Origin of the sequence: Segatella copri (assembly GCF_009494835.1) — a bacterium.
In the GTDB taxonomy this organism is placed as follows: Bacteria; Bacteroidota; Bacteroidia; order Bacteroidales; family Bacteroidaceae; genus Prevotella; species Prevotella copri_F.
Map to the genome: position 1 here is coordinate 23,102 of NZ_VZBE01000073.1, position 13,449 is coordinate 36,550.

15 protein-coding genes and 1 tRNA gene are annotated in these 13,449 nt (G+C 41.9%); 3 read left to right on the forward strand and 13 right to left on the reverse strand.

Annotated elements, in window-relative coordinates:
• Positions 1 to 21: 21 nt before the first annotated feature.
• From F7D47_RS11305 to F7D47_RS11340, 8 genes are all read right to left on the reverse strand, one after another.
• Positions 22 to 825 (reverse strand): hypothetical protein, encoded by an 804-nt coding sequence (locus F7D47_RS11305; RefSeq protein WP_153086705.1) that lies wholly within the window; start codon positions 823 to 825, stop codon positions 22 to 24.
• 2 nt (positions 826 to 827) lie between these two features.
• Positions 828 to 1,118, reverse strand: a complete 291-nt coding sequence (locus F7D47_RS11310; protein WP_153086706.1) for a hypothetical protein — start codon at positions 1,116 to 1,118, stop codon at positions 828 to 830.
• 137 nt (positions 1,119 to 1,255) lie between these two features.
• Positions 1,256 to 1,753: a hypothetical protein gene (locus F7D47_RS11315; protein WP_153086707.1), complete on the reverse strand. Its 498-nt coding sequence runs from the start codon at positions 1,751 to 1,753 to the stop codon at positions 1,256 to 1,258.
• A 507-nt stretch (positions 1,754 to 2,260) separates the two neighbouring features.
• Positions 2,261 to 2,413, reverse strand: a complete 153-nt coding sequence (locus tag F7D47_RS11320; protein ID WP_089542799.1) for an ABC transporter ATP-binding protein — start codon at positions 2,411 to 2,413, stop codon at positions 2,261 to 2,263.
• A 287-nt stretch (positions 2,414 to 2,700) separates the two neighbouring features.
• Positions 2,701 to 3,042, reverse strand: coding sequence for a HepT-like ribonuclease domain-containing protein (locus F7D47_RS11325; RefSeq protein ID WP_153086708.1), 342 nt, complete (start codon positions 3,040 to 3,042; stop codon positions 2,701 to 2,703).
• Positions 3,026 to 3,337: a nucleotidyltransferase family protein gene (locus F7D47_RS11330; RefSeq protein ID WP_089545413.1), complete on the reverse strand. Its 312-nt coding sequence runs from the start codon at positions 3,335 to 3,337 to the stop codon at positions 3,026 to 3,028. Before F7D47_RS11330 ends, F7D47_RS11325 begins: the two co-directional genes overlap by 17 nt.
• Before the next feature lie 125 nt (positions 3,338 to 3,462).
• Complete coding sequence (locus F7D47_RS11335; protein ID WP_153086709.1) at positions 3,463 to 4,881, reverse strand: hypothetical protein; 1,419 nt, start codon at positions 4,879 to 4,881, stop codon at positions 3,463 to 3,465.
• A 117-nt stretch (positions 4,882 to 4,998) separates the two neighbouring features.
• Positions 4,999 to 5,430 carry a hypothetical protein gene (locus tag F7D47_RS11340; RefSeq protein WP_153086710.1) on the reverse strand — a complete coding sequence of 144 codons (432 nt, stop codon included), beginning with the start codon at positions 5,428 to 5,430 and terminating at the stop codon, positions 4,999 to 5,001.
• Positions 5,431 to 5,707: 277 nt separating this feature from the next.
• Between F7D47_RS11340 and F7D47_RS11345 the strand changes: the two genes are divergently transcribed.
• The 3 genes from F7D47_RS11345 (at position 5,708) to F7D47_RS11355 (ending at position 7,037) form a co-directional block, all read left to right on the forward strand.
• Entirely contained in the window at positions 5,708 to 6,289 is a 582-nt protein-coding gene (locus F7D47_RS11345; RefSeq protein WP_153086711.1) for an HU family DNA-binding protein, read from the forward strand.
• A gap of 86 nt (positions 6,290 to 6,375) precedes the next feature.
• Complete coding sequence (locus F7D47_RS11350) at positions 6,376 to 6,501, forward strand: smalltalk protein (RefSeq protein WP_153084304.1); 126 nt, start codon at positions 6,376 to 6,378, stop codon at positions 6,499 to 6,501.
• A gap of 86 nt (positions 6,502 to 6,587) precedes the next feature.
• Positions 6,588 to 7,037: an N-acetylmuramoyl-L-alanine amidase gene (locus tag F7D47_RS11355; RefSeq protein WP_228113585.1), complete on the forward strand. Its 450-nt coding sequence runs from the start codon at positions 6,588 to 6,590 to the stop codon at positions 7,035 to 7,037.
• Positions 7,038 to 7,107: 70 nt separating this feature from the next.
• Here the strand turns inward: F7D47_RS11355 and F7D47_RS11360 are convergent, their stop codons facing one another.
• The 5 genes from F7D47_RS11360 to F7D47_RS11380 all read right to left on the reverse strand — a co-directional run bounded on the left by F7D47_RS11360 (position 7,108) and on the right by F7D47_RS11380 (position 13,333).
• A complete protein-coding gene (locus tag F7D47_RS11360) occupies positions 7,108 to 7,653 on the reverse strand; it encodes a transcription termination/antitermination NusG family protein (protein WP_153085550.1) in 546 nt (181 codons plus the stop codon).
• Between the two features lie 490 nt (positions 7,654 to 8,143).
• The gene (locus tag F7D47_RS11365; protein ID WP_153085549.1) at positions 8,144 to 9,100 is read right to left on the reverse strand and encodes a tyrosine-type recombinase/integrase; all 957 of its coding nucleotides are present in this window, start codon (positions 9,098 to 9,100) and stop codon (positions 8,144 to 8,146) included.
• A gap of 337 nt (positions 9,101 to 9,437) precedes the next feature.
• Positions 9,438 to 9,510 (reverse strand) — tRNA-Lys (locus tag F7D47_RS11370).
• Between the two features lie 128 nt (positions 9,511 to 9,638).
• Positions 9,639 to 10,943 (reverse strand): S28 family serine protease, encoded by a 1,305-nt coding sequence (locus F7D47_RS11375; protein ID WP_119228545.1) that lies wholly within the window; start codon positions 10,941 to 10,943, stop codon positions 9,639 to 9,641.
• 152 nt (positions 10,944 to 11,095) lie between these two features.
• Positions 11,096 to 13,333 (reverse strand): patatin-like phospholipase family protein, encoded by a 2,238-nt coding sequence (locus F7D47_RS11380; protein ID WP_153085356.1) that lies wholly within the window; start codon positions 13,331 to 13,333, stop codon positions 11,096 to 11,098.
• Between the last annotated feature and the right edge of the window lie 116 nt (positions 13,334 to 13,449).

Consider the following 13,449-nt stretch of genomic DNA (forward strand, 5'->3'; position numbering starts at 1 on the left):
CATACTTAATATTACTGTAGTTCATATTCTAAATGTCACATGCTCATAATTTAAAAATTCTTTCTTACCAAATTCATTCTTCCAGAAATATCCAACACTCATTTCTACATTTTTTTGTCGAAGTATATTTTTAACACGAAACTTATTGATATTTTTTTGCGGTTTATAATATTCTTCAAACAAACAGCGTCGATTACCATCAGGATGCTTTATATAAACAGCAACATAAACAGCAGCAACATCTGGTATCATATTTTCATTTGTAAAAATGAAAGAAAAATCTAAAAAATCAGAATTTAAATTCTTGGGAGGATACAAGATAATACTTGATGTCTCATGTGAATACGTTGTCCCTTTATATTTTTTATCATAAAAAGAAGGAGGCAATATTTCATTATAACTTTTAATTTTATCTATATCGGCATCAGTAATATTAATATCTTCTTGAATATCACGATGGAACTGGTTATTACTCCCTAATAAAACCGATTTTTTCTTTAGTTGATTTTGAAGTTTTGAAAGCTGTGATTTTAATAATATCAAGCTATCTTCTAATTGTTTACGCCCATTATTCGTCATAAGTAAACTATCATCTGATTCTATCGAGATAGAACTAACCTTTACGTTTTCTACCTTCTGTTTTAAATCACTATAGGTATACTCGTAAACAACAATTAATAGAATAAGAACCAGAACTGTAAATATTGACAGTAATTTCTTTGCTAACCAAGACTTACTTCTATTCTTATCTAACAATATGTATATTGAAAAGCTAAATACTAGAAGTATACTTAAAATCATAAGATAAACTGCTATCGAAACCATAATTAATCGTTTTTAGAATTTGTCAGAGCAATAATGGACCCACTCAAAGTTAAGCCAGCAACTAAAGCAGTTTTCATGTTTTGTGGCTCAGCTAGAATATAGCCTAAAAAAGCTCCTATTACAGGGGTCAATATAACATCTATTAAAGTATAAACACAATTTGGCTTATTTGGAAGAATTTTCTTCAAAAAAGGTAGTGTTCCTTTAAATCTCTTGGATGATAAAGACAATACATTAGCAGAAAAAACACCAAACCAGACCCAGAGTAATAGCCAAAAATTTATTTCCTCCATAGAATAATCATTATAGTAAGCATCCAACCCCTATGGCAATACAACTCCATCCCCAGTGCTTACTGGGGATACAGAGTATTTTAAGGAATTGAACTTTTTCGATTTTAAAACAGGTTTAACTAAAAGTGCCTCTTTCTTCAAAGCTCTTTTCCACCTAAGAATTGACCTAAGGCGGACATCATGCGGAGTTGCTTGGCTGATGGGGCTTTAACGCCTTTGTTTGCCATATCCAAATAAAAGTTGAGACTGGTGGATAAGGCTTTGGTTAACTCTGATGGCATGAGCATGTGCCATTCCAGGTTCTCCTTATCCTCGTAGGTTGCTACCAAGAATAGTTTCTGAAGCTTGTACTGGGTCTTGCGCATCTTGCGTACTACGTAGGTGTTGGCATCGCCTTTTACAAACTCATCTACTATCTGGAGTTCCTGCTTGTTCAAACGGCTCAAGATCTCTATTGGATTATCCAACATCTCCTGAGCTATTCGCCTAGCTGTCTCATCTTTCTTCAAGTTAGGACTTACGTATAAATCGAGCTTGTCACATGCTTTCAGCATATTGACTTTCGTTGTACTATTGAGTAGCAGAACCAAGCGGATGCTATCAGCAGTGAAGTTCTTATTTGGAATTACAATCATAAAATTATAATGTTTCTTGTCCCAATATAGCATCGTCTTTATGATAGACGAGGAGCTGGGAGCTACCTAAAAAGAAGGTTGCTCCTGGCTTTATTGAGAAATAAGATTTCATGATTTTATATTTGGTTCCTCATTGCAGTATCGCTCTGCACTTGTCGTCAATCGAATGAGGAGTTTATTCTAATGTCCCACAGATCTCACAGATTTACACAGATTTCTTCGTTGCAAGCAACGGTAGTCACTATGCCTCACAGCAATAGATATTTCTCTGCACGCTAATTACGTATTTTTTTTCGGAACACGAATTGCACGAATTACACGAATAAGTTGCTTAGTCTCGAAAGATTCGTGTTCAACACTCAATATTATTCTTTTAAGTCGCACACGGATCTCACGGATTTTTTTCGTTGCAAGCAACGATTCGTATATCACCAAGACTGCGTCTCTACTATATTACTGCATATGGTGCACAACTATTAATCTTGACTAAATCTAATTTTTTCATTCTTACAACACACAAAATGATTCTGCTTCCTTACCGGTTCTGCGGCGATAGTCATCACGCATACGCTTTTCCATTTGTGCTATGTATTCTGCCTTCCGCTCCCTAGAAGCCTTGAAGCGACGCATAAAATCTGCTTTTTTTTCTTCTATGTTCATAACGTAAGCTTCTTATTAATTATTTCGACTCCCCTGTCCCCCTCTTGCGAAGAGGGGGTCCTTACCCAATACCCAAGCCCTAAATCCCTACCATAGGGATTAGGGATGTAACCGCCCTCCGGTGCTCAGAACCGCTACGCTCTAAGGTTGGCGGACCAAAGCGGTCTTCGCCATGTTTTGCGGGATGGGACCGCCGGGATGCTATTGGGGCATCAAAGGTCTCGCCAGGTTGTGCGGGATGGGACCGCCGGGGTATAACTTGCTTTAAACTTGCTATTATGCTCATATTACTCAGACAGATACCTAACTATCCAAGGTTTCAACTCAGGAATGTCTACTTCTATCGTATCCCATAGACTTTCGGGGTCTATGGTATAATAGCCATGCACAAGGACATGGCGCATACGCTCAATCTGACGCCAATTCACGCCAGAATGAGAATCACGAAATTCTGTTGAAAGCATATAGACAGCCTCACCTATAACTTCTACCAATTTGGTAAAGCCATAAAAGATGAGCTTATTCTTCTTGATATCTTCAAAAGTATATTGAGCATGAAACTCCTCTATGCTTTCTATCGCTTCAAGAATATGCTCTAACCTTCCCCTATCTCTAACTTTTTCTCTCATAAATCAAGAATTTATCTTGGTTGGCTGTTTCTTGAGCAAAAGGGAGGAGTCGATTAGCCTCTACTATATCCACCTTGCGATGAAGCAAGTCTTCCAAATTCAACATAATACCTGCTATTTTCATCAGAGAAATTCGATTATGCTGACGATCATACTCTACAAGAATGTCTATGTCACTATCAGTAGTTTCTTCTCCTCGTGAGCATGAACCAAAGAGCCAAGCCTTTGTTATTGGCTGGCTACCAAAGAAATCTTGTATCTTTGGAATCATATTTTGTACATTCTTACTAATCATAACAGCGTAATTTTATTGGTTTTAATGAAGTTTATACCCCATTTCTCTGTTTATTGTGCAAATATAGGCTTTTTCTGTGAAACTACCAAATTTTTTGGGGAGTTTTTTCTTCATATCCTAATGTCTCACACATCATCCAAATTAACATCCGCCAAGTCTGCTCCAATAATCGTCACTCGATTGTTGTATTTGCGTATCTCATGCCCATCCTTTATTTGCTTGGTGTAGCGATTGGCATCCAACTGGAGGCAACGACACACATTGCGACTTGCTGTTTCCATGTTCTTGTCGATAATGATGATTTGTGCATCGTGGTTCTCTCGCAACATATCACAGAAATAGTTGTCGGCAGAAGAGAATGAATAGCCAAGAATGATGATCTTACTTGCACGCAGCACCATCTGAGAAGCATGATACCATGTATCAATGTAATGCTTGGATATGACAGGGCGCAACTTTAATGGTGGCAAGAATGATGGGATGGGTATAGACTTGTGGTCTGGATTAAAACTTATCTCGGCTGCAAGTTGATTCTTGAAAAAATCTTCTAAATCAACGGTCGTTAAATCATCATGCAGAAAAACGTTCTTGTTCTCTACATCTACATACTCTTTGAGTGAGCCATGGAAATAGAGAGCTGTCGGAGAGGCTTGGGAAGCATACGATGTATAGTTGAACGTGATGACTTGGCAGTCTTTTCCGTCCAATTGGTCGTAAATAGTGTGGTTGTTTTTGTTCTCTACAGCCACATTCTCTTGCGCCTTTCGCTGCTCCTCGCTTACCAAGTATGCCCATAGAATCCAGGATATGTATAGATAGTCGCGGATATAATTGTTTTGCCCCGTATAAAATCCATAGAAATACCCTGCGAGCAATTGCTCTATATCGAGCATATTCTTATAGATATGGCGCAAGATGGGATTGTTCGACTCATGGATGCTTTTCTGAAGTATCTCCACGATGATGTTCTTGAATGTGTCGGTATAGTTGAGATGGCTTAAATCTATGATGCTGTCATCTTTTACAACCGTATCAAACACCTCTTCTATCAAGTTCATCGTCTCGGCATCAATCTCAGCTCCTTTCTTGAAGTCCAACACCTTTTTGAAAAGGCGAACGATAAGCATACCCAGCTTGCGTTGTGACTCATCAAGGCTTGCGTTGTTGGCAAGTTCGTCGTTGATATTATGGCAAATGGAAACAATCTCCTTATCCAAGTCTTTTGCCAAACGGTCGATGGCTGTACTCACAAACTTGTCGAAATGGAAATGTACTCTGCCTATTGCCTTGCGCAAAATGGCATCAAGCGTCTTGCCTTCATCGGTTTCCAAGAAATCGACAATGCGAGGTATAAGGTCGGCTGATGTCGGCAAGCCAATTGTAGCATCCACGCCAGCACCGAGCACTACCAGACTAAGTGGCTTATCCTTGCTTCCCAATATTTTGCGAGCGAATTCCTCACCATAGAAATATTGGTTCTGAGTCATTGCATTGGGAGCAATTTGATTGGCTCCGTTGTTGATATCAAATGATGTATCTGCCATTTTAAAATTTTAATGTTAGAAAGAGGGTTAGGATACTTTCCAAAGTATCTTAGGATACTTGGCGAAGTATCTTAGGATACTTGCCCATGTATCTTAAGATACTTTTTTGGGGGTGTTTTAGCGACCTGCTTGACGGATAGTCTTTTTACGGGCCGTCCAGGCAGTATTGATTGCCACCCGGATGTTGTCGATGGTCTGTCCTTTTTCCCATTTCGGAACGAAGGGAAGGAGAAGGGAAATGAAACTCTGCTTCACTATCAGCTCATCGGTGAGGGTAGGCTCTTGCTGTCGCATGGTTGCCACCACCTCGCCCAGGTCTCTCGCTGTCTTGCAGGAGCGAAGGAGGGTGATGTAGCCTCGCAAGGATTCCACCTTATTTATATATATAGACAAAGTCTGTTCTTCCTCGGTGAGAGGTTGAGATGCTTCGCCATGCTTGGCAAGCGTCTTCTCTGCGAACTGGTCGCCATAGAAGTTTTGCTCTGCCTTTGTAGCGTTGGGGAGGATTTGGTTATTGCCTCCGTATATGTTGAAAGTTACATCTGCCATATTATAAAGGTAAAAAAGTAAAAAGGTAAAAGGGTAAAAATGACTTGTTTCCTATGATTGGTTCTTGATTTTCCTAACCTTATTCAATAGATATTCAACGTTTTTCAATGCCTTTCAACGGAATTGTTTTCGGACCGCGGATGTTGTATCTTTGCAACAGCTTAAACGAAGAACGAAGAGTGATGAGTGATAATTTCAATACCCGGGGTGCTCGACATTCGAAGTTTGGAGTAGCTGACAATTTTAGTATTAACAATTTAAAAGAAAGGAATCGATTATGATTGAGTATTCTATTTACATGATGGGTAATCCTATCAAACCAGAGGAGCCTCAAAAGGCTTATGCCAAGAACCAAGTTCGTGAAATCTGGGACTTGAACAAGTTTTGCAAGCACATTGCATCACATAACGCTGGCTACAGCCGCGGTATGGTGAAAGCCATCCTGTCGGACATGTGCGACTGCATTGTAGAGCAACTGCTCAACGGCAACAAGATTAAACTCGGTGAGTTTGGTGTCTTTAGCATCTCCATCAACTGTGAGGGTGCGGAGTCGCTGGAGAAGTTTAGCGAGGAGAACATCAAGTCGGTGAACATCAAGTTCAACCCTGGTGTGGACTTTGAGAACCTTGTTGATCAAGCTGAGTTTAAGCTCGTGGCAAGCCGTGCTGGTCAAGCTGCCTTGCTCAAGGCTGAAAAGGCGAACGAGACTACCGTTGACCTGGAGGCTGCGAAGAAGAAGCCTACCAAGGACGACAAGAGTGACAACAAGCCATCGGGTGATGGTGGTGATACACCAAACCCTGGCGGTGGAAGCAGTACCGACTCTGGCACCGACGGTAGCGGTGATGGCCTGGAGTAGGATTCTCCCTGTGACTGCATCCTGCATAGTGCAGGGTGTGGTCACCCCTTCAAACTTATGTTTCACTTTTAAACACATTTCTGATTATGAAGAATTTTAATGATGGTTCCAAGAAAATTTCTTGGGTTTCAATTTTGAATGCTGCTGTTCAAGCTTTGATTGCAGCTCTTACTGCACTGGGAGTAAGCTCGTGCGCAAATGCTATGCTTTAATGTTGAGTGTTGAATGTTGAGTGTTGAATGTTGAGTGTTGAATGTTGAGTGTTGAATGTTGAATGTTGAATTATGAATTATGAATTATGAGACAAAGTCAATATATGTCGGCTAACGACATTAAATATCTGGTTCTGCATTGCTCGGCTAGCCGATGCAATCAGGACTATAGTGTGGAACAGCTGCGACGCGACCATAAGGCTCGTGGGTTTTATGACATCGGCTACCACTTCTACATCCGTAAGGATGGTACGATGACGCAGCACCGGATGCTGTTGGAGGTTGGTGCTCATGCCAGACCTTATAATAGATGCTCTATCGGCATCTGCTATGAGGGAGGGCTCGATGAGCAAGGCAAGCCTTGCAACACCATGACCACTGAGCAGGAAACGAGACTCATTGACCTTTTCAGGAATCTGAAGATTCTCTTTCCGAAAGCGAAGATTGTGGGGCATCGGGATTTGCCGGGGACTACTCCCAAAGAGTGTCCGTGTTTGGATGCGGGCAGCTGGGCTGCTCATCATCATCTCGATTAATACTCTGTTACTGGCGAGGTACTTTTCCTCGTCAGTACCACTTGCTTAATATCTGACATTTCCATATACTCTATTCGATTTTTTGCAAGTATGCTTTAGGAATATATCCTGTCGTAACAGCACACAACCCCTTGATACTCACATAAAGTTTATGATCTTTTTTGATACGGACGACATAGCCTTCCGCTCCTTTCAAAGGACCTTCAATGACTCGGAACTTGTCGCCTTTGGTAAACTTGGGATTATACTCATCGTAAAAATCCAGTCCTTCAACACCAGAAGTTGCTACAATATTGAAGATTTTCACTTCACGTTCTGAAATTTTAGAAGGTTCTTTCAAGTTCTCAGAATTTTTGCCACGATAGAGCATCACTTTATTGAGAAATTTGCGTTCAATCTCTTCGGCTTCTGTTCTCGTAGTACGGAAAAGAATGAGAGATGGCATAATAGGAACTTCCTTCAACAGACTCTTTTTCTTATTCTTGTCCCAATATTCTTGTTTCACATCATAAATATGCTCTATCCCTTTGGCAACGAAATATGCCTTGATAGGCTTTCCTTTCCCAAAAAATATCTTGAATGCGTACCAACTCTCCTCGTTGTCTGGTTGTATCATTGTTTATTTTTTTCTATTTTGATCAGGGTGTACTTCTCATTCCCCCGTGTCGTGAAATCATGTTTCAAAACACTTGGCAAGAAAGGGTTGGTTAGTCTATTTCCAATAACGGAAACCTCTAATCACAGACGTACTCCTGATCCAAGAGCATGATAGTCTGCAACCCTTGGAATGATTAGCTGTCCGATTCCTTTGCCCTCAAAATCCTTCCCTCAATCACTCCCGTTCTTCTGAATCTCTATATAAGAGACACAGAAAACCGAAAAACATTCTTTCAATCAACGACTTAGAAGATTGTGTACGAGAAGAATGCTGAAAAAATGTAGAATTTCGTAGAATGATATTAATTTTTTAACACGCATAATTTGCTTGTTTCCAACAATTTTCGTAATTTTGCGGTAAGATTCTGTGTCTCTTATATAAAGATTCAGAAAAATTGGTTCATTTTGGTTCATTTTACATAATTCCTCTTTTTATTCTTTTTTGTGGCTTATAGGGCTGCCAGTATCTTGGCGTTGGCATCATCTACTTCTGAGCTTTTGATGGAACGGAGATAGATTTGTGTGGTGGTTTCGGAATGATGTCCCAATGCCTCGCTGATGACAGAGATAGAGATATGATTATCTCTTGCCGTCGTTGCCCAGGAATGGCGGGCAACATAGAGGGTGAGCTTGCCCTTGATGCCTATCGTAGCTCCAAACTTTCTGAGGTGGTAGGAGATACGCGCTTCCGCATTGTGATATAGGCGTGCCTCATCCTGCTTTTTGTCAATAGTTTTATCCTGTCTTTTGTTTCCATCATCAACAAGGAAAGGAAAGAGATAAGATGAGGAGGCGGTCTGCGCCTGGTACTTTTCCAACAACTCCTGCATCTCCTTCTCCCATCGGATGGTGAGACGCTGTCCTGTCTTTCTTCTTGTATAATGAAGATAACCGTCCTTGAGGTCAGATTTGCGGAGATGAGCCAGGTCGATGAAAGAGATACCACGCAGATAGAAACTCATCAGGAATGTATCTCTTGCCATCTCTTCCTTGGGATTGAGTTCCTTGACAGATTGCAGACTCTTGATCTGGCTGACATTCTCTGTAGGTATGGCTCTCTTGCGGGTTTGGGCAATACCGGTATAGACATCCGAGAAGGGATGCTGCTGTGGCGTCAGTCCCTTTGCCACAGCTTTGTTGTAGGTGGCACGGAGGATGCGGAGATAGAAGGAGCTGGTGTTTTTGCATACCTCCGCCGTATGATGCAGGTACGCCTCATACGAGCGCATCACTTCTGCATCTATCTCTTTTAGGGCAATATCCTTGTTGTCACGGTATCGCTTAAAGCTGTTGAGGGATGCCTTGTAATGCAGCGAGGTGCGGTATTGCCCGTTCTTCAGCAACAGGGCGATGAGGAGGTTCATGAACTGGAATAAAGACTCTGATGTTTTCTTGTTTCTTGACATAACGATTGTGTATTTATGAAGTTTATTAATATATGATAGAGGCACCTCTATCTCTATTCAAGAAACAAATATCAAGCAAATAAAACTGTTAAACTTTGTTGCTTTTCCATTCTATTGTGGCAGTTGACCCAATTTCATTGTGGCAGTTGACCCAATTTCATTGTGGCAGTTGGCGCATTTTCGTTGTGGCAGTTGGCGAATATTTCCTATAATTGTCAGTATTTGCACAATACAACGATTGATGGCGCAAAATTACAAAATCGCCTCTATCGTATAATGGTAATCATTATTACAAAAAAACTCCGAAGAACCAAGATTGATTCTTCGGAGTTTTTTGTACACCCTTAGGGATTCGAACCCTAGACCCACTGATTAAGAGTCAGTTGCTCTACCAACTGAGCTAAGGGTGCCTCTGCTAAAAGCTTTGTTTTCAAAAGCGAGTGCAAAGGTAATACATTTTTCTGAAACCACCAAATTTTTATGGATATTTTTTGATAAAAACTTTCATTTTATCCATCATGGTTGGTTCATGGAAGCATTATTCCTTCAGCCAACTACCTATCAGACTGATGATTTCCTGTCTTGTAGGCTCAGGGAACGACAAGATGCGAGTTTTGTGCGAACCGCCATGACACATATAAACATGCAGGTTCTTCTTGTTCTTGGTGAAAGGCAAGCCATAAATGCCCGAAGCTCCCCATGGGTCGATATCACCATAAATATAAACCATCTTCGGATCATTCTTGGTCAGGAACTCTACCGTATGATTATAGAGTGCTGGCGAGAACTTCACGTTTTCTGCCCCCTTTGGCACCATCAGTTTCTTCAGATAACCCTTAGCTGTCTTGATACTGAGATATTTCTTGAATGGTTTGGTATAATAGCCGTAATAACCCAACTCCCGGGCTGCCTGCACATCAAACGAGGCTGTGGCATTATAATTGGTGAAATAGTCAGGCTCACACATATTGATCCAGTAATCAAACACCGTCTTGTCATCTGCCTCTCTTGCAGGAATCTTGTTGATGTCTTCTCCCCACTGCCAGAAAGCAAAGGCGTATTCGAATACTGAGTAATCAAAAATCTCTGCCAGCGGAGCATTGAATACATATTTCTTATCGTTGCAATATTTCTCGAACATTGGCAGCAACGCAGCCTTTCGCTTGAAGAGGAGCAACTGGAAATCGAGCACCTTCTGTCGGTTTTCCTTGGTTGATACCTGATATTGCAGGAACTTCTCATGTCGTCCATCCTCCACACCCTTGTTGAGCGGAGCCACGTATGGCACAGAAATATCTACATCATCAGGGAAGTAAGAACGGTAGAACATCGTTGTCTGTCCGCCCTTGCTGATGCCGGTAGCAATCCATTTTCCCTTGTACATCGCATGCAGGGTCTGGTTTACATGATGCAGGTCATAGAGCGAATTCTCAACGGTAAGATAATCCCAGTTGCAAGGACTAGGCATCGACTTGTCGAAATAACGGTACTCTACGGTAATGATATTCGTATCGAAGAGTTTGGAAAGTTCTTCAATATATCCTTCACGCAGCGCATAGTTGGCATTATATCCTTCTGTCACGAGCACGGTAGGACGGTCGAAACCTCTATGGCAGAGCACCACCCTCTGTTCGAAATAGCCCTTGGATGCATCCTTGGCATCGAGCTGTTGCTTGATAAAGAACACATACTTTTCCGGGAAATGCGTACTTTTCAGCGTTTCCACGTTACTTACTCCAGGCAAAGCAGCCAGTTGCTTACCAGCCACTCCCAGTTCTGCCGCCAGCATCTGCAATGGCAGGATGAAGAGCAGCAGCATCAATTTCAAAAATCTCAGTTTCATCTGATTCTCTCTTTTTATTTATTATATTCTAAAATTCTAGATTGCAAAATACATTCTATATGTTTTCTAAACAGCTGCAAAGGTAATGATTTATTTTTGTTCGGCAAAGAGAAACAACACCTTATTTATTATATGGGCAGCAATTAAGGAAATCAGAACAAGAATCCTGCGTTGATATAGAATCCTACATTCTTACCCAAGCTAGAATAATTAGCCTGAATGCTTACCGGACCCAATACGAAATCATAGGATGCTCTCAAGGCTCCTCCCCACAAATCATCACCGATGAGAATATGGGAAAACTTGCGGGCTTCCTTGCCATACTCTCCCAGAGCGGTAAGATAGAACTTTCCTTTCACCCAATAGCGGAAACCAAGCTGACCTGTCACCACATTGCGCTCCAGCAGATGAACATGCTGCGCACTCTCCCATGCCACTTGCCAAGGCAGATAGTAACCGTCAGCTACTCCACCTGCATAATTCTGATAAATGGCAGGTACGGAACTGCCAAACAAGAAGCGGCTCTTGAGCTTAGGAAGCAGATAGAATCTGGAATTGAGACGTACGGCACATTCTCCTTGAAAAACAGCTTCACCGAAAGGATTACCATCAGCGTAATGTATTCCGTCATCCGTATGCAGAATGCCCTGAACCTGAATGCGGCTGCCACGGGTCGGGAAATAGCGGCGGTCGTAAGTATCCATCACAACAGATGCAAAGTAGTTCAGAAAATGGTCTGACGAACGTGTCTGAATGCTTCCGTCGCGTTCGAACATATCAGAATGATAATGATAATAATCAAACTGCACTCCCGATTTCAATCTGAAATTACCGATATCGCGGGTATAGAATCCAGCGAAAGAATGCGAAAGAAACTCCAGGGCATCCAACTTATGCTTATCAGCATAAAGGTCGAAATCATAATGAGCCATACGATAGGAAATGCCTATTTTCGCTCCGAAAAGGTTGCCATAGGCATATTTCATTTCCAGATAGGGATTACGGGAAATGCGTCCTGTAAAGGCATAATGATGACGGGTAGAAAACTGCTGGTTATTGGATATCTGAGCTATGACGCTCGCCAGATCCTGCGTATCAAAACGTGCACCTACACTGATTCTTCTCGATTCGTTGGGTTCCAGCATGAATACCAGGTCATAAGGTTCCTCGTTAGACTGTCTGTATTCTACACGCGAAAAGATATTCAGTCCTCTGAGCATGGCAAGTGTGCCATCTATCTCCTCAGGACTGACTTCCGAATTCTCCCGTAAAGCAATTTTCTTTCTAATCCACTTTTCCTCCTCTCCGCTGATGCCTTCTATCCGGATGCTTCCTATATGATAAGCTTCCGTCTGAGAAGGTTTCTGCAATTTGAGGCGTTTATCCTGTAATGTATCATCAGAGGCTACAGAATCACAAGCATCAGCATAGATATACTTTCTCAGAGCCATCAGCTCATCCCATTTCTGGCGGGCTGCCTGTTCTCCACGCTGTATCATCGTATCAATGGCTTCAGATTGGAAACTAGCTGCCGAATAACCTTTCAGAGAAGGATTGATATAAAGATCGGCTTCAGCCATATTCTTCCTATATTTGTTCTGCCCCATCATACTTATGAGCTGTTCTACAACAGAAGAAGCCGATTTCAGTTCTTCCTTCTTCTTCCAACCGGTACTCAAATCTACACAGATAATCACATCCGCTCCCATTTCCTTTGCCACATCAACCGGCAGATTGTTCAAGGCGCCGCCATCCACCAGCATCTTCCCTTTCCATTCTACCGGAGCAAAAACGCCCGGTATCGACATGCTGGCACGCATCGCCAATGGCAACGAGCCCGATGAAAATACGACCTCCTTGCCTTCTACCAGATCTACCGCCACGCAACGGTAAGGAATAGGTAGGTTGGAGAAATCATCCACCTGATGATACCCCACGGTAAGTTTAGAGAAAAGGTTAAAGATATTCTGCCCCTTCACATAACCGGTTGGCAACGAAACCTTTCTCTCTTTAGAAAGGGGAATATGAACGATATATTTCTCTCTTTCTTCTTTAGAAAGAAAAGTCTCCGATTCACGTTTCACCTGGTCGCTCAAAAGGAAAAGCCAGTTCTGGTTACGGTAGAGGCTATCAATATCCGCAGCATCGTAGCCGATGGCATAGAGTCCGCCCACGATGGCACCGATACTGGTTCCGGCAATATAATCTACAGGAATATCAGCCTCTTCCAGCACCTTGAGCACACCTACTTCAGCCGCACCCTTGGCACCACCTCCACCCAACACGAGCCCCACCTTTTTGCGTGGCTGCTGGGCTTGCAGAGGAGTATGAGCAAAGAAGCAGCAGAATAAAACCAAAAAACATAATATCTTATCTCGATGTACCATCATATTGCTCCTTTTTAAAATGAATAACTGACACGGCAAAGATACGAAGAAAAGAGAGGATATTCTGGAGAGCAGAAGCTAACGCTGAAATACTCTTCACTCTTCACCAACCCCTCCGG